The sequence below is a fragment of the Streptomyces sp. NBC_00385 genome (assembly GCF_035917155.1).
Taxonomy (GTDB): domain Bacteria; phylum Actinomycetota; class Actinomycetes; order Streptomycetales; family Streptomycetaceae; genus Streptomyces; species Streptomyces poriferorum.
On sequence record NZ_CP107951.1, the window covers coordinates 1,738,616 to 1,753,834 of the forward strand.

General features: G+C 70.8%; 14 protein-coding genes. 5 read left to right on the forward strand and 9 right to left on the reverse strand.

Going from position 1 to position 15,219, the window contains the following annotated elements; all coding sequences use genetic code 11:
* Positions 1-15: 15 nt before the first annotated feature.
* Positions 16-2,466, forward strand: a complete 2,451-nt coding sequence (locus tag OG959_RS07570; protein WP_326657412.1) for a DNA gyrase/topoisomerase IV subunit A — start codon at positions 16-18, stop codon at positions 2,464-2,466.
* A gap of 24 nt (positions 2,467-2,490) precedes the next feature.
* Here OG959_RS07570 and OG959_RS07575 read toward each other — a convergent pair whose 3' ends face one another.
* Both OG959_RS07575 and OG959_RS07580 read right to left on the reverse strand, forming a co-directional pair.
* Complete coding sequence (locus OG959_RS07575; RefSeq protein ID WP_326657413.1) at positions 2,491-3,642, reverse strand: CobW family GTP-binding protein; 1,152 nt, start codon at positions 3,640-3,642, stop codon at positions 2,491-2,493.
* Positions 3,643-3,661: 19 nt separating this feature from the next.
* On the reverse strand, positions 3,662-4,819 hold the full coding sequence (locus tag OG959_RS07580) for a citrate/2-methylcitrate synthase (RefSeq protein ID WP_326657414.1): 1,158 nt from the start codon (positions 4,817-4,819) through the stop codon (positions 3,662-3,664).
* A gap of 107 nt (positions 4,820-4,926) precedes the next feature.
* Here OG959_RS07580 and OG959_RS07585 point away from each other — a divergent pair, with 107 nt between their 5' ends.
* On the forward strand, positions 4,927-6,225 hold the full coding sequence (locus OG959_RS07585) for a citrate synthase (protein ID WP_326657415.1): 1,299 nt from the start codon (positions 4,927-4,929) through the stop codon (positions 6,223-6,225).
* Between the two features lie 29 nt (positions 6,226-6,254).
* Here the strand turns inward: OG959_RS07585 and OG959_RS07590 are convergent, their stop codons facing one another.
* The gene (locus OG959_RS07590) at positions 6,255-7,274 is read right to left on the reverse strand and encodes a LacI family DNA-binding transcriptional regulator (RefSeq protein ID WP_326657416.1); all 1,020 of its coding nucleotides are present in this window, start codon (positions 7,272-7,274) and stop codon (positions 6,255-6,257) included.
* 97 nt (positions 7,275-7,371) lie between these two features.
* Here OG959_RS07590 and OG959_RS07595 point away from each other — a divergent pair, with 97 nt between their 5' ends.
* Positions 7,372-9,018 (forward strand): sensor histidine kinase, encoded by a 1,647-nt coding sequence (locus OG959_RS07595; protein WP_326657417.1) that lies wholly within the window; start codon positions 7,372-7,374, stop codon positions 9,016-9,018.
* Positions 9,015-9,698 (forward strand): DUF7342 family protein, encoded by a 684-nt coding sequence (locus tag OG959_RS07600; protein WP_326657418.1) that lies wholly within the window; start codon positions 9,015-9,017, stop codon positions 9,696-9,698. Before OG959_RS07595 ends, OG959_RS07600 begins: the two co-directional genes overlap by 4 nt.
* 16 nt (positions 9,699-9,714) lie before the next feature.
* Here OG959_RS07600 and OG959_RS07605 read toward each other — a convergent pair whose 3' ends face one another.
* On the reverse strand, positions 9,715-10,113 hold the full coding sequence (locus tag OG959_RS07605; protein ID WP_326657419.1) for a winged helix-turn-helix transcriptional regulator: 399 nt from the start codon (positions 10,111-10,113) through the stop codon (positions 9,715-9,717).
* Between the two features lie 105 nt (positions 10,114-10,218).
* On the opposite strand from OG959_RS07605, the gene OG959_RS07610 reads away from it, so the two are divergent.
* A complete protein-coding gene (locus OG959_RS07610) occupies positions 10,219-10,581 on the forward strand; it encodes a DoxX family protein (RefSeq protein ID WP_326657420.1) in 363 nt (120 codons plus the stop codon).
* Positions 10,582-10,638: 57 nt separating this feature from the next.
* On the opposite strand, the gene OG959_RS07615 is transcribed toward OG959_RS07610, so the two are convergent.
* The 5 genes from OG959_RS07615 to OG959_RS07635 form a co-directional block, all read right to left on the reverse strand.
* Positions 10,639-12,231 carry a solute symporter family protein gene (locus tag OG959_RS07615; RefSeq protein WP_326657422.1) on the reverse strand — a complete coding sequence of 531 codons (1,593 nt, stop codon included), beginning with the start codon at positions 12,229-12,231 and terminating at the stop codon, positions 10,639-10,641.
* On the reverse strand, positions 12,228-12,671 hold the full coding sequence (locus OG959_RS07620) for a DUF485 domain-containing protein (protein ID WP_326666266.1): 444 nt from the start codon (positions 12,669-12,671) through the stop codon (positions 12,228-12,230). The genes OG959_RS07615 and OG959_RS07620 overlap by 4 nt, the downstream gene beginning before the upstream one ends.
* A gap of 131 nt (positions 12,672-12,802) precedes the next feature.
* The gene (locus tag OG959_RS07625; protein ID WP_326657423.1) at positions 12,803-13,480 is read right to left on the reverse strand and encodes a response regulator transcription factor; all 678 of its coding nucleotides are present in this window, start codon (positions 13,478-13,480) and stop codon (positions 12,803-12,805) included.
* Positions 13,477-14,643 carry a sensor histidine kinase gene (locus tag OG959_RS07630; RefSeq protein WP_326657424.1) on the reverse strand — a complete coding sequence of 389 codons (1,167 nt, stop codon included), beginning with the start codon at positions 14,641-14,643 and terminating at the stop codon, positions 13,477-13,479. Before OG959_RS07630 ends, OG959_RS07625 begins: the two co-directional genes overlap by 4 nt.
* A complete protein-coding gene (locus tag OG959_RS07635) occupies positions 14,640-15,158 on the reverse strand; it encodes a DUF1453 domain-containing protein (RefSeq protein WP_326657425.1) in 519 nt (172 codons plus the stop codon). Before OG959_RS07635 ends, OG959_RS07630 begins: the two co-directional genes overlap by 4 nt.
* Positions 15,159-15,219 lie beyond the last annotated feature (61 nt).

Below are 15,219 nucleotides of genomic sequence, written 5' to 3' on the forward strand. Positions count from 1 at the left end.
GGAGTCGCAGCAGCGATGGCCCGCCGCAGCACGAAGACCCCGCCGCCGGTCGACTTCGAGGAGAAGATCCTCGACATCGACGTCGTCGACGAAATGCAGGGCTCCTTCCTCGAGTACGCGTACTCGGTGATCTACTCACGGGCCCTGCCGGACGCCCGTGACGGCCTGAAGCCGGTGCACCGCCGCATCGTGTACCAGATGAACGAGATGGGCCTGCGTCCGGACCGCGGCTTCGTGAAGTGCGCCCGTGTGGTCGGCGAGGTCATGGGTAAGTTGCACCCGCACGGCGACGCGTCGATCTACGACGCGCTGGTGCGGATGGCGCAGCCGTTCTCCATGCGGCTCCCCCTCGTCGACGGGCACGGGAACTTCGGCTCGCTCGGCAACGACGACCCGCCGGCCGCCATGCGGTACACCGAATGCCGGATGGCCGACGCGACGTCGCTGATGACGGAGTCGATCGACGAGGAAACCGTCTCCTTCCAGTCGAACTACGACGGCCAGGAGCAGGAGCCGGTCGTCCTCCCGGCCGCTTATCCGAACCTCCTGGTCAACGGCACGACCGGGATCGCGGTCGGTATGGCGACCAACATGCCGCCGCACAACCTGGGCGAGGTCATCGCCGCCGCTCGCCATCTCATCAAGCATCCGGGTGCGGACCTGGAGACCCTGATGCGGTTCGTCCCCGGTCCCGACCTGCCGACCGGCGGCCGGATCGTGGGCCTGGGCGGCATCAAGGACGCCTACACCGCCGGGCGCGGCTCGTTCAAGATCCGGTCCACGGTCGCCGTGGAGAACGTCACGCCGCGCCGCAAGGGCCTGGTCGTGACCGAACTGCCCTTCACCGTCGGCCCGGAGAAGGTGATCGCCAAGATCAAGGACCTGGTCTCGGCGAAGAAGCTGCAGGGCATCGCCGACGTCAAGGACCTCACCGACCGCTCGCACGGACTGCGTCTGGTCATCGAGATCAAGAACGGTTTCGTTCCCGAGGCCGTGCTGGAGCAGCTCTACAAGCTGACGCCGATGGAGGAGTCCTTCGGCATCAACAACGTGGCGCTGGTCGACGGACAGCCGCTCACGCTGGGCCTCAAGGAGCTGCTGGAGGTCTACCTCGACCACCGCTTCGACGTGGTGCGCCGGCGTAGCGAGTTCCGCCGGACCAAGCGCCGCAACCGGCTGCACCTGGTCGAGGGCCTCCTCGTCGCACTGATCGACATCGACGAGGTCATCCGACTCATCCGCTCCAGTGACAACTCGGCGCAGGCCAAGGAGCGGCTCATCGAGCACTTCTCCCTGAGCGAGATCCAGACCCAGTACATCCTGGACACCCCGCTGCGCCGGCTGACCCGGTTCGACCGGATCGAGCTGGAGAGCGAGCGCGACCGGCTCAATGCCGAGATCGCCGAGCTGACCGCGATCCTCGAATCGGACACCGAGCTGCGCAAGCTCGTCTCCACGGAACTGGCCTCGGTCGCGAAGAAGTTCGGCACCGACCGGCGCACGGTGCTGCTGGAGTCGGCCGGTTCGCAGGTCGCCTCGGTTCCGCTGGAGGTGGCGGACGACCCCTGCCGGGTGCTGCTGTCCTCGACCGGGCTGCTGGCGCGTACGGCCAACGACGACCCGATCGTGTTCGCCGAGGACGCCAAGCGGGCCAAGCACGACGTGATCGTGTCGGCGGTACCGGCCACGGCGCGCGGCGATGTCGGCGTGGTGACGTCCACCGGGCGGCTGTTGCGGCTCGCGGTGATCGACCTGCCACAGCTGCCGGACACTCATGCGGCACCCAACCTGTCGGGCGGGGCCATGGTCGGGGAGTTCCTCACGCTGGAGGCGGACGAGGAGGTCATCTGCCTCACCACGCTCGACGAGTCCTCACCGGGCCTGGCGATCGGCACCCTGCAGGGCGTCGTGAAGCGTGTGGTGCCCGACTACCCCGCCAACAAGGACGAGCTGGAGGTCATCACCCTCAAGGACGGTGACCGGATCGTCGGTGCGGCGGAACTGCGTACCGGTGAGGAGGACCTGGTCTTCATCACCTCGGACGCGCAGTTGCTGCGCTACCCGGCGGCGCAGGTGCGCCCGCAGGGGCGTCCGGCCGGCGGTATGGCGGGCGTCAAGCTCACCGAGGGCGCGGTGGTGCTCTCGTTCGCCGCGGTGGATCCGGCGGTGGACGCGAGGGTGTTCACGGTCGCGGGTTCGCACGGCACGCTGGACGATTCGGTGCTGACGTGCAAGCTCACCCCGTTCGACCAGTATCCGCGCAAGGGCCGGGCCACCGGCGGGGTGCGCTGCCAGCGGTTCCTGAAGGGCGAGGACGTGCTGGTGTTCGCCTGGGCGGGTGCGACGCCGGCCCGGGCCGCGCAGAAGAACGGCACCCCGGCCTCGCTGCCCGAGGTCGACCCGCGGCGCGACGGTTCGGGGACGCCGCTGGAGAGCCCGGTCGCGGTGATCGCCGGCCCCGTCTAGACCGCGGGCCCGGCGGATCCGGCGCTACGCGTCGTCGTCGCCGGGCTGTTGCACGTATCGAAGGACGCCCCACATGGCTCGCTCGTGCGGGGCGTCCTGCGCTGCTTCCCGTCCCGGCTCCACCGAGGGCTCTCCCGAGGGCTTTTCTGATGGCTTTCCCGAGAGCTTTCCTGATGTGCGACAGCCTTCCAGCCCCTTGAGGAGGGCCTGGGCGTCGATGCCGGAGCCGATCAGGACGAGCCGCGTCAGCCGCGGCTCGCCGCGCGTCCAGGGCCTCGGCACGAACCGCAGGAACCGGCCGACGGCGTGCACTCCGTACGCGTGGTCCACGTCGCCCGTGCCGAAGTCGACGTAGCCCTTGATCCGGTAGAGACCCCCGGGCCGCGAGTCGAGGAACTCCATCAGCCGGCGGGGGTCCATCGGCACGTCGGACGTGAAGTCGACGCTCTCGTACGCCGTGTGCAGATGCGCCCCGTGTTCGTCACCGGACTCCTGCGCGCGCTCCTCCAGATACAGGTCCTCGAAGGTGAGCTGGCGCGCCTTCTCCTCGCCGTCGGGCCGCAGCGCAGGGTCGAAGAGCAGTTCCGGGTCGATGCGTCCGTAGGTGGCGGGGATGACGGCCGCCGTACTGCCGGTCGCCTCGACGGCTTCCCGGAGGTGCGCGCGCTCCTGCTCACCGGCCCGGTCCGTCTTGTTCAGTACGACGAGGTCGGCGACGGCGAGGTGCCGGTCGATCTCGGGATGGCGCTCCCTGGTCGCCCCGAACTCGGCGGCGTCCACGACCTCGACCAGTCCCCCGTACACGATGTGCGGGTTGTCGCTGGCCAGGAGCATCCGCACGAGTTCCTGGGGTTCCGCGAGCCCGCTCGCCTCGATGACGATCACGTCGAGGCGGGCGGCGGGGCGGGTCAGGGTCTCCAGGTAGGTGTCCAGTTCGCTCGCGTCGACCGCGCAGCACAGGCAGCCGCCACCCAGCGAAACGGTGGAGCCGACCTGCCCGGAGACGGTCATGGCGTCGATCTCGATGGCCCCGAAGTCGTTGACGATCACCCCGATGCGGTTTCCCGCACGATGGCGCAGGAGGTGGTTGAGCAGCGTCGTCTTGCCGGATCCGAGGAATCCGGCGAGGACGATGACGGGGATCTGCCGGCTGCGGGGCGGGGGCGACGCGTTCAACGGGGGCCTTCCTGCGGTGTCACACGGCCGGGACCGGCTGGGGCGGGGGCGGACCGACGTACCGGGCCGCCGGGCGGATGATCTTCGAGTCCTCCGCCTGCTCCAGGATATTGGCGCTCCAGCCGACGACCCGCGCCGAGCAGAAGGTCGGGGTGAACATCTCGCGCGGCAGCCCGCACAGCTCCATGACCACTCCGGCGTAGAACTCCACGTTGGTGTGCAGCTCGCGCCCCGGCTTGAGCTCGGCGAGGATCGCCTCGACCTGCCGTTCCACCTCTACGGCGAAGTCCACGAGCGGGCCGCCGAAACCCTGGGCGATGGACCGCAGCATGCGTGAACGCGGGTCCTCGGTGCGGTAGACCGGGTGCCCGAAGCCCATGATCCGGTCGCCGGCGAGCACCCGCTCGCGGATCCAGCCGTCGATGCGGTCGGGGGTGCCGATGGCGTCCAGGGTGTCGAGGGCGCGGCTGGGCGCGCCGCCGTGCAGCGGCCCGGACAGTGCGCCGACGGCGGCCACCAGGCAGGCGGCGATGTCCGCTCCGGTGGAGGCCACGACACGGCCGGTGAAGGTGGAGGCGTTGAAGCCGTGGTCGACGGTGGAGATCAGGTACTGCTCCACTGCCCTGACCCGGTCGGCGTCCGGTACGGAACCGGTCAGCATGTAGAGGTAGTTGGCCGCGTAGGGCAGGTCGTCGCGGGGTTCCACCGGTTCGAGCCCCTGGCCGAGCCGGTGGAGGGCGGTCAGCACGGTGGGGACGGCGGCACAGGCCGTCAGGGCGTCGCTGCGGCGCCGGTCCGCGTCGATGTCGTACACGGGCCGGAAGCCGGCCGAGGCGCCGAGCGGGGAGAGCGCCGTGCGCAGCCCCGCGAGGGGACCGGCCGCCGCGCCCGCGCGGGCTATGGCGGGTAGGGCGTCGCGGACCTCGGCGGGCAGCCGGCGCAGCCCGGCGGTGCGGGTGGCGAATTCGGTGCGGGCCGCCGGACCGGGCAGCTCGCCCTCGGTCATCAGGTACCAGACGTCCTCGAAGCTGCGGGTCCGCGCCAGCTCGATCGCCGAGTACTGCCGGTAGTGATAGAAGCCCTCGCGGCCCCGGACGTCACCGAGTGCGGTATCCGTCACGACGACACCGGCGAGGCCCCGGGGGACGTCGAGCGGTGCGGCGGTGGTGGTCGTCATTGCTTCCTCCATGGACATTCCGGTTGCTGTTGACATTGATTCGACTGTCCATGCTTGACTGAAGATCTGTCAATGTTGATTGAATCAATATGGATACGGTGGTCACCATGACGGATCAAGCAGGTGCGGCCGGCTTCACCGAGCCCTCGGCGCAGCGGCTCACCACGCGGGAGACGGCCGAGCGCCTGGGCGTGAAGCCCGAGACGGTGTACGCGTACGTGAGCCGGGGGCAGCTCAGCAGCAACCGCGCCCCGGGCGGGCGTGGCAGCACGTTCGACGCGGCGGAGGTCGACGCCCTGGCACGGCGTACGGGCCGCAGGGAACCCACCGCGGCGGCCGGCGCGCTGTCCTTCCCCACCGGCGTCACGCTCATCGGGAGCGACCGGTACTTCTTCCGGGGCGTGGACGCCACGGAGCTGGCCCGGCGTCATACGTACGAGGAGGTCGCGGAGTGGCTCTGGACCGGTGAGTTGCGGCCCGGCATGCGTTTCACGGCGCCGGCCGAGACGCTCGCCGCGGCCCGCCGGGCGGTCGGAGCGCTGCCCGCGCACTGCGGCGCGACCGACCGGCTGCGGGTGGCGGTCGTCGCGGCCGCGGCGGCCGATCCGCTCCGTTTCGACCTGTCGCGCGAGGCGGTGCTCGGCGGCGCCCGGAGCCTGATCCCGACCCTGGCCGCCGCCCTCCCTTCGGTCGCGGAGGACGGCGGGGAGCCGGCGGAAGGGGGCACACCCTCCCGCCTGGCGGGCCAACTGTGGCCGAAACTCACCGGCCGCCCGGCCGACGAGGCGTCACTGGCCGTACTGGACACCGCTCTGGGGCTGCTGATCGACCACGATCTGGCCGCCTCCACCCTGGCGGCACGGGTCGCCGCCTCTGCCCGCGCCCATCCGTACGCCGTGGTCTCGGCGGGGCTCGGGGTGCTGGAGGGCCCACTGCACGGCGCCGCGAGCGGGCTGGCGCACCGCATGCTGACCGAGGTCCTGGAGCGGGGCGGGGCGGCTCCGGTGGTCGCGGACCATCTGCGCAGCGGACGCCGGATTCCGGGACTCGGTCACCGGCTCTACGCCGGCGAGGACCCCCGGGCCCGCACCCTGTTCGCACTGCTCGCCGAGGTCCCACGGGCCGCGCCCGCCCTGGCTGCCGCCCGTGACGTCGTCACCACGACCGCCCGGCACACACCCCTGCACGCCAACGTCGATCTGGCGCTCGCCGTGCTGTCCGTCGCCTCGGGCATGGCCGTGGAGGCGGGCGAGACGGTGTTCGCGATCTCCCGCACGGCGGGCTGGATCGCGCACGCCCTGGAGGAGTACGGGGAGCGTCCGCTGCGGATGCGCCCCAGCGGTCAGTACACCGGCCCCCGGCCGCCCCAGCCGCTTCCCGTCAGCCACACACCCGTTCCGCAATAGACGATGTCCACGGTGTAAATTCTCGACGCTCAGCGGGAAGCGCTGCGCGGGGGCTGGGCCGTCGAGCCCCGCACCACCAGTTCGGGCTCGAAGAGCAGCTCGTCGGACGGCACCGTACGGCCTCCGATCTGCACCGAGAGCAGTTCGACGGCGGCCCGCCCCATGGCCTCGATCGGCTGACGCACGGTGGTGAGCGGCGGCTCGGTGCAGTTCATGAACGCCGAGTCGTCGTAGCCCACGACGGAGACGTCCTCGGGCACCGAGAGGCCCCGGCGGCGGGCCGCCCGGACCGCTCCCAGGGCGAGCGGGTCGCTGGCGCAGATGAATCCGGTGACCCCCTGCTCCAGCAGCCGCATCGCGGCCGCCTGCCCGCCCTCCAGCGAGAACATCGCCCTGGCCACCCACTCGTCCGGGATGGCCGTGCCGGACGCCTCGGCAAGTGCCCTGGCGGCGGTCAGCTTGCGCTGCGAGGGCATGTGGTCCGAGGGGCCGAGCACCAGCCCGATGCGCTCGTGACCCAGCGAGACCAGATGGCGCCAGGCCTGCTCGACGGCCACGGAGTCGTCGCAGGAGACGCAGGGGAAGCCGAGGTGAGCGATGGCCGCGTTGATCAGGACCACGGGGATCTTGCGGTCGGCCAGCACCTTGTAATGGTCGTGCGGGGCGTCGGCCTGGGCGTAGAGACCACCGGCGAAGACCACGCCCGATACCTGCTGCTGGAGAAGCAGCTCGACGTAGTCGGCCTCGGAGACCCCGCCCTTGGTCTGGGTGCACAGCACCGGGGTCAGGCCCTGCTGGGCGAGGGCACCGCCGACCACCTCGGCGAAGGCCGGGAAGATCGGGTTCTGCAGCTCGGGCAGGACCAGCCCCACCAGGCGGGCCCGTTCGCCGCGCAGCTGGGTCGGGCGCTCGTAGCCGAGGACGTCCAGGGCGGACAGGACGGCCTGCCGCGTGGCGTCCGAAACACCCGGCTTGCCGTTGAGCACCCGGCTGACCGTGGCCTCGCTGACTCCAACCTTCTGTGCCACCTGAGCAAGTCGTCGCGTCATGTGCGCAAGATTAGCGCAAGAAGCGCAAGCCGATTGCGTGGAACGGGAAACGAGACGAATTTCGGAAAGCACCGGAACGCCCTCTACCGTTCATACGATGAGCGCCCCACCGCCCACGGCCCGGAGGCCGCGCCGGCTCGGCTGGCCCCAGCGGGTCTTCTCGCAGGTGCTGCTGATGCAGTTGGCCATCGCCACCGGCGTCACCGTACTAGCCACCGGTCTCTTTCTGGCACCCCTCAGCGCACAACTCGACGACCAGGCGATGCGCCGGGCCCTGTCCATCGCGCAGAGCACGGCCGCCCAGCCGCAGATCGCCGAGGCGCTGCTCGCCACGGACCCGGCGCCCGGCGGCGCCGTCCAGACCGCGGCGGAGCGGATCAGGCGTGCCACGGGCGCCGAGTACGTCGTCGTGATGGACCGCCGCGGGGTGCGCTGGTCGCATCCCGACCGTTCCCGGATCGGGCGGACCGTCTCCACCGATCCCGGCCGGGCGCTCGCGGGCCAGGACGTGATGGAGATCGACAGCGGCACGCTCGGACGTTCGGCCCGGGGCAAGGTCCCGTTGCGCGACCGGTCCGGGGACATCGCGGGTGCGGTCTCCGTGGGGATCGCGTACGACAGCGTCCGGGCCCGGCTCCTCGCGGCGATTCCAGGCCTGCTCGCCTACGCGGGCGGAGCTCTGGCCGTCGGTGCGCTCGCCGCCTACCTGATCTCCAGGCGCCTGCAACGGCAGACCCACGACCTCGCCTTCTCCGACATCTCCGCGCTGCTGACGGAGCGCGAGGCCATGCTGCACAGCATCCGGGAAGGAGTGGTCGCGCTCGACCGCGGCGGCCGTATCCGGCTGCTGAACGACGAGGCGCAGCGGCTGCTCGGGGTCGGGCCCGAAGCGTCGGGCCGTCCGCTGACCGAGGTGTTCGGCACCGGGCGGACCACCGATGTGCTGGCCGGCGACGTGTCCGGCGAGGACCTGCTGACCGTGCGCGGCAGCAGGGTGCTGCTCGCCAACCGGATGCCGACAGCCGACGGAGGAGCCGTCGTCACCCTCCGCGACCGCACCGAGCTCGAACACCTCGGCCGCGAGCTCGACTCCACCCGCGGCCTGATCGACGCCCTGCGCGCCCAGGACCACGAACACGCCAACCGCCTGCACACGCTCCTCGGCCTGCTGGAGCTCGAACTGCACGAGGACGCGCGGGAGTTCGTCACCGAGGTGGTCGGCGTCCACCGGGCCACCGCGGAACAGATCACCGAGAAGGTCCGTGACCCACTCCTCGCCGCGCTGCTGGTGGGCAAGGCCACGGTCGCCGCGGAGCGCGGCGTGGCTCTGCGCACGGCATCGGACAGCCTGCTTCCGGACCGGCTCGTCGACCCGCGCGGGCTGGTGACGATCGTCGGCAACCTGGTCGACAACGCTCTGGACGCGGCCGCAGGAACGGACGGTGCCCTGATCGAGGTGGGTCTGCACGCCGAGGGCCGTACGGTGATGCTGTGGGTCCGCGACAGCGGCCCCGGCGTCCCGCCGGAACAGCGCGAAACGATCTTCACCGAGGGCTGGTCGACCAAGGAGATTCCGGCGCACGGCAAGCGCGGGCTCGGGCTCGCCCTGGTGCGGCGGCTGGCCGAGCGGCAGGGCGGAAGCGTGGCGGTGGACGCGGCGGACGAGGGCGGCGCCGTATTCGCCGTCGTCCTTCCCGAGGCCATGACCGAAACGGAATCCGACAAGGCGGGAGCGGCGCGGTGATCGAGGTCCTGGTCGTCGACGACGACGTCCGTGTCGCGCGGATCAATGCGGCCTACGTGTCGAAGGTGCCCGGCTTCCGGGTGGCAGCCCAGGCGCACAGCGCCGCCGACGCCCTGGCCGCGGTCGAGGAGCGCCCGGTCGATCTGATCCTGCTGGACCACTACATGCCCGACCGCACCGGCCTGGCCGTGGTGCGGGAACTGCGCAGCCGCGGCCACCGCACCGACGTGATCATGGTGACCGCGGCGCGCGATGTCGCCACCGTGCGGGAAGCCATGCGCGAGGGCGCCCTGCAGTATCTGGTGAAGCCGTTCACGTATGCGGGGCTGCGGACCAAGCTGGAGGCCTACGCCGCGCTGCGCAGTTCCCTGGAGAGCGGCGGCGAGGCCGAACAGGGCGAGGTGGACCGGCTCTTCGGTGCCCTGTGGGCGGCCGGCGAGCCCGATCTGCCCAAGGGGCACTCGGCCACGACGGCCGAACTCGTCCGCCAGGCGCTGCGCGGCGCCGACGGCCCGCTCTCCGCCCAGGAGATCGCGGAGAGCGCCGGGATGAGCCGGCAGACGGCCCAGCGCTATCTGAAACTCCTGGAACGGTCGGGCCGCGTCCGGCTGACCCTGCGGTACGGGGAGACCGGGCGCCCCGAACACCGTTACGCGTGGGTCACCGGCGGCGGCCGGTGACGGCGGCACCCGGGCGCTACGCCTTGGGGTGCTCCGCCTTGGGGTGCTCCGAGTCGTAGGTCGTCTGGCTCAGTTCGATGCCGGGGTTGTTGTCGACGGCCCACTCGGCCAGCTTCACAGCGGGCTCGATCAGGGTGCGCCCCCTCGCGGTGAGTTCGTACTCGACCCGTGGCGGGACCTCGGGGAACACCGTGCGGGACACCAGCCCGTCGCGCTCCAGGTGCCGGACCGTGCGGGTGAGCATGCGCTGCGAGATGCCGGGAATGCGCTGCTGGAGCTCGGTGAAGCGCATGCGTTCACCATCGAGGGTGGCGACCACCAGCAGGGTCCATTTGTCGCCGATACGGTCCAGGATGCCGCGGATCGCCCGGCCTCCGTCACCACGGATGAGGCAACTGTGGCGGTACTTCGACATCGTCGCCCCCTGTTCGCAAGGCACACCCGTGTGCCTTTTGTAAGCGTTCCGACAGTCACCGATCATGTGCTTACTTACGCATCGTAACCATGACGGAGGACAAACATGGAAATCGCCTACTGGATCGTCACCACGCTCCTGGCGGCCTTCTATCTGTACGCGGGTGGCAAGAAGGCCGTCCAGAGCCAGGAGCGGCTGGCGCCCATGATGGGCTGGGTGGACACGGTTCCGATGTGGCTGGTCCGGGGCATCGGCGTCGTCGAGATCCTTGGTGCGGCCGGCCTGGTACTGCCGCCGCTCACGGGCATCGCGCCCGACCTCGCGATGGCCGCGGCGCTCGGGCTGCTCGTGCTCCAGGTGCTGGCAGGTGCCCTGCACCTGTCCCGGGGCGAGGTCAAGGAGACCGGTCTCAACGCCGCCCTGATCGCGCTGGCCGCAGGGGCGGCGTGGCTCGCCACGACCTGGTGATACCGGCGGCCTGAGCCCCCGGTCCGGTCAGGCCCGGTCCAGCCCTCCCCGGCCCGGTCACACCGCGCCGGCTCCCGTCAGCGCACGCACCTCGGTCTCCGCGTGCTTGGCCTCGTCGGGCGGCTCGGTCGAGGTGACCGTGCCGATCCACCCGGCCAGGAAACCCAGCGGGATGGAGACGAGTCCGGGATTCTCCAACGGGAAGAGCTGGAAGTCCACTCCGGGGAACAGAGAGGTGGGGCTGCCCGAGACGACCGGGGAGATCAGGACGAGCGCAACGGCGGGAAGCAGACCGCCGTAGACCGACCAGACGGCCCCGCGCGTGGTGAACTTCCGCCAGAACAAGGAGAAGAGCAGTACCGGCAGGTTCGCCGATGCGGCGACCGCGAAGGCCAGGCCCACCAGGAACGCCACGTTCAGATCCTGGGCGAGCAGCCCCAGCCCGATGGCGGCCAGCCCGATACCGGCCGCTGCGACGCGGGCCACGGCGACCTCGCTGTACTGCCGGGCCCCCGGCCGCCTGAGCGAGGCGTAGAGGTCGTGGGCGACGGACGCGGACGAGGCGAGGGTGATACCGGCGACGACGGCGAGGATGGTCGCGAAGGCGACGGCGGCGACCACCGCGAACAGAATCGTTCCCCCCGTCGAGCCCTCACCGCCGCCGAGGACCAGGGCGAGCAGCGGAACGGCCGTGTTCCCGGCGGGGTTCGACTCCCGTACCTCGGCGGAGCCGACCAGAGCCGCCGCTCCGAACCCGAGCACGATCGTCATCAGGTAGAAGCTGCCGATGAGGCCGATGGACCAGACGACGGACCGCCGGGCCGCACGGGCCGTGGGCACCGTGTAGAAGCGGGACAGGATGTGCGGGAGGCCCGCCGTGCCGAGCACCAGGGCCAGCCCCAGGCTGATGAAGTCGACACGCGCCGTCCAGCTTCCGCCGTAACGCAGTCCGGGCGAGAGGAAGTCCTTGCCGTTCCCGCTGCGGTCGGCGGCGGAGTTGAGCAACTCGTTGAAGTTTCCGTGGAAGTGGACCAGGACCAGAACGGTGAGCACCACGGTGCCCGCCATCAGCAGTACGGCCTTGACGATCTGGATCCACGTGGTGGCGCGCATCCCGCCGAGCGACACGTAGACCACCATGAGCGCCCCGACACCGATGACCGTCCAGGACCGCGCGGCACCGCTCGTCCCGCCGAGGAGCAGTGCGACAAGGCTGCCCGCCCCCACCATCTGGGCCACCAGGTAGAGCACGGAGACGGTGACGGACGACGTCCCCGCCGCGATCCGGACCGGACGCTCCGCCATGCGGGCCGCCACCACGTCGGCGAGGGTGAACCGGCCGCAGTTGCGAACGAGTTCCGCCACGAGCAGCAGCACGACGAGCCAGGCGACCAGGAAGCCGACCGAGTAGAGCATGCCGTCGTAGCCGTAGAGGGCGATCACCCCGGAAATGCCGAGGAAGGACGCGGCGGACATGTAGTCGCCGGCGATGGCGAAACCGTTCTCCATCGGGGAGAACAGCCGGCCGCCCGCGTAGAACTCCTCGGCCGATCCCTGCCGGTTGCGGCCGACCCAGGTCGTGATGCCGAGGGTGACGGCGATGAAGGCGCTGAACAGCAGGAGCGCCAGGGTCTGATGGTTCCCGCTCAACGTCCGATCCCCCGCGTCATCTCCTGGGTGTCCCAGCGCAGATCGAGCGCGGCCCGGTCCCTGCGCAGCCGGGCATGCCGTGCGTACGCCCCGGTGAGCAGGAACGTGGTGAGGAACTGCCCGAGTCCCGCGACCATGGCGACGTTGACCGCGCCCGCCACCGGACGGGCCATCAGGCCGGGTGCGGTGACCGCCGTGACGACGTAGGCGAGGTACCAGACGAGGAAGGCGAGAGTGGCGGGGACGACGAACCGCCGGTACCGGCGGCGCACTTCCTGGAAGGCCTCGCTGTGCTGCACCTCCAGGTAGATCTCCGCCGCGCTGGGACCACTCCCGGGTGTGGCGGGGGCGGGCACCGTAGCGGGCGCAAAACTTCCCGTGCCGTCCAGCTCCCCCCATCCGGAGGCCATGGCGTCGTACCACGGGTCGTCGAGCCGCATCCCTGCGGCCTCGCGCCCTGCTTCCTTCTCCACCGAACAACTCCCCTTGTCCACGGACCACTTCGGCCGCGTACCCAAGAATGGGCAGATCGGGAAGATCCCGGGCACTTCATTCCCCGGACTTCACCTCTTCAGGTGAAGGTTGTCCCGGGCGGCTGTGCGATCCCTCGAACGTACGCATAGCGGACCGCCTGGGCCCGGTCGCGGAGCCCGGCCTTGGCGAACAGGTTGTTGATGTGGCTCTTCACGGTGGCCTGCGAAATGTGGAGGCTCCGGGCGATCTCCGCGTTGGACATCCCGTCGGCGATCAGAACCAGCACCTCGGCCTCACGGGGAGTCATCCCGTCAGGCAGCTCCGGCACATCGCTCACCGCCCGCGGAAGTGGCCCCTCGGTGACCTGTTCCAGCAGACGGCGCTGAATGGCGGGCGAGAGCCCCGCCTCTCCGGAGAGCACGGCCTGGACGGCCCGCACGATCTCGTCACCCCCCGCGTCCTTCGTCAGGTACCCGCGAGCTCCCGCCCGGAGCGCCGGGAAGAGCGAGTCGTCGTCGTCGAAGGTCGTCAGCACCACGACCTGTGTGCCGGGGAATTCCGTGCGGATGCGGCGCGTCGCCTCCACCCCGTCGCAGCGGGGCATCCGCAGGTCCATCAGGACAACGTCCGGGGCGTGCTCGGCCACAAGAGCGACGGCCTCCTCCCCGTCCTTCGCCGAACCGACCACCTCGATCCCGGGCAGCAGCCCCAGCAGCATGACGATCCCCTCACGCACCACCGACTGATCGTCGGCGACCACTACCCGCGCGGTCACGCGGGCACTCGCAGACTCACCACGAACCCCTCCTCGCCGGGACCGGCCTCCAGACTGCCGCCCAGCAGTTCAGCCCGCTCCCTCATCCCCAGCAGACCGTAGCCGGAGCCACTGACAGACAGCTCTCCCCCGGCGCCGCCCCCACCCGAATCACTCACGTCCAGGGCAACGGCGTCCGGCTGATACTCCAGCCTGATCAGCACGCTGGCCCCCGGTGCGTGCTTGCGCACATTGGTAAGTGCCTCCTGCGCCACGCGCCGGACCGTCTGCGAGGCCTCGGCGGTCAGCGTCCGCCGCTCACCCTCCACCCTGACCTCGACCGGCTCGGCCCCCACCAGCTGCCGCAGGAACTCCTCCACGGGCGCCACCTCCCCGCGCAGGGCAGAGAGCGCCTGGCGGGTCTCCGCAAGCCCCTCACGGGCCATGGAACGGGCCGCGACCACCCGCTGCAGGACCTCGTCCCGGAAGTCTCCGGCCGGCTCCCTCTCGATGAGCAGCCGCGCCGCCTCCAGGTGCACCAACTGGGCGGAAAGGCTGTGCGCGAGTACGTCATGGATCTCCCGGGCGATTCTGGACCGCTCGTCCAGCGCCGCCGTCTCGGCCTCCGCCACTCGTGCCGCGCGTTCCTGTGCCAGAAGGCGCTGCGCGCTGCCACGGGCCTCGGCGTCCAGACGCAGCACGTACCCCGCAAGGCAGAGCCCTGCCGTGGTCACGGCCGTGGTCAGCCAGTCGTCGGTGTTCACCACGGCGTACGCGATGAGCGCCACCGCTGTGGACGGGACACCCGCGCGGAGTGGAAGCCGCTCCAGGGCCGTGACTGCGCAGCCGCACCAGAGCACCGTCGCGGGCACCTCGGCCCCCGCCTGCTGCGCCCCGAACGCCGCAAGCATCAGCAGAAGCAGCAGGCCGAGCGAGGGCCACAGGCGGTTCTCCAGGCTGGTCCGGAAGAAGGCCACAGCGACCGCGGCGCATCCTGCCACTCCGACGACGCCGGCCACGATCTCCCACGGGCCGAACGGTCCATCCGTGAAAGTCCCCCAGAGCATCAGGGTGATCAGCCCGACCGTCCGTACCAACCGGCTGATGACGGTCCGCGACCGGGGACGGGTCTCCCGCGCGAGCGCCTCCTTCGACGGCCAGCTCGTCCAGGCAGCGGCTGTCACACACGGTCCTTCCACGTCGGCCCGAAGGTCAGGCCCTCGGCAGATCCACGGCAGGGCTCCGGTATCTCCGCGGCCCGGCGGGCCAGAATGCCGCTGCGCACCAGCAAGGTGACCGCGAGAGCCATCATCAGGGCGGGCGCGCCCCGATGGATGCCCATGGCCGCGCCAAGCCCGTACAAGCCCGCTCGCAGCGTCAGGCCCGCGCACCAGACGTAAGCGGTCGCCCTGGTGCCCTGGCCCCAGAGAGTCCCGTCCTCGGCGCGCCGGAGCCGGGTGGTCCAGGCCCAGCCTGCACCGGTGACCAGACCCACGGCCAGTTCGGCGCCCAGGACGACGACCGACAGCGCTTCATGGTGCGGATCCACGAGTCCGGGCTCGCGCAGGGCCATGACCAGCAGTACTCCCGGCAGTACCCACCAGCGGCGGTCGCCGGAGATCCGCTGCGCCGAGCACTGGCGCACCACGACGAGAGCGATGACCGCGACGATCACCAGGACGTTGACGAGCCCGGACATGGGCGCCTCCGAGTTGCGGAAAGTGCTGACAATCCGACGCTACGGAAACGGACCGCTCTGC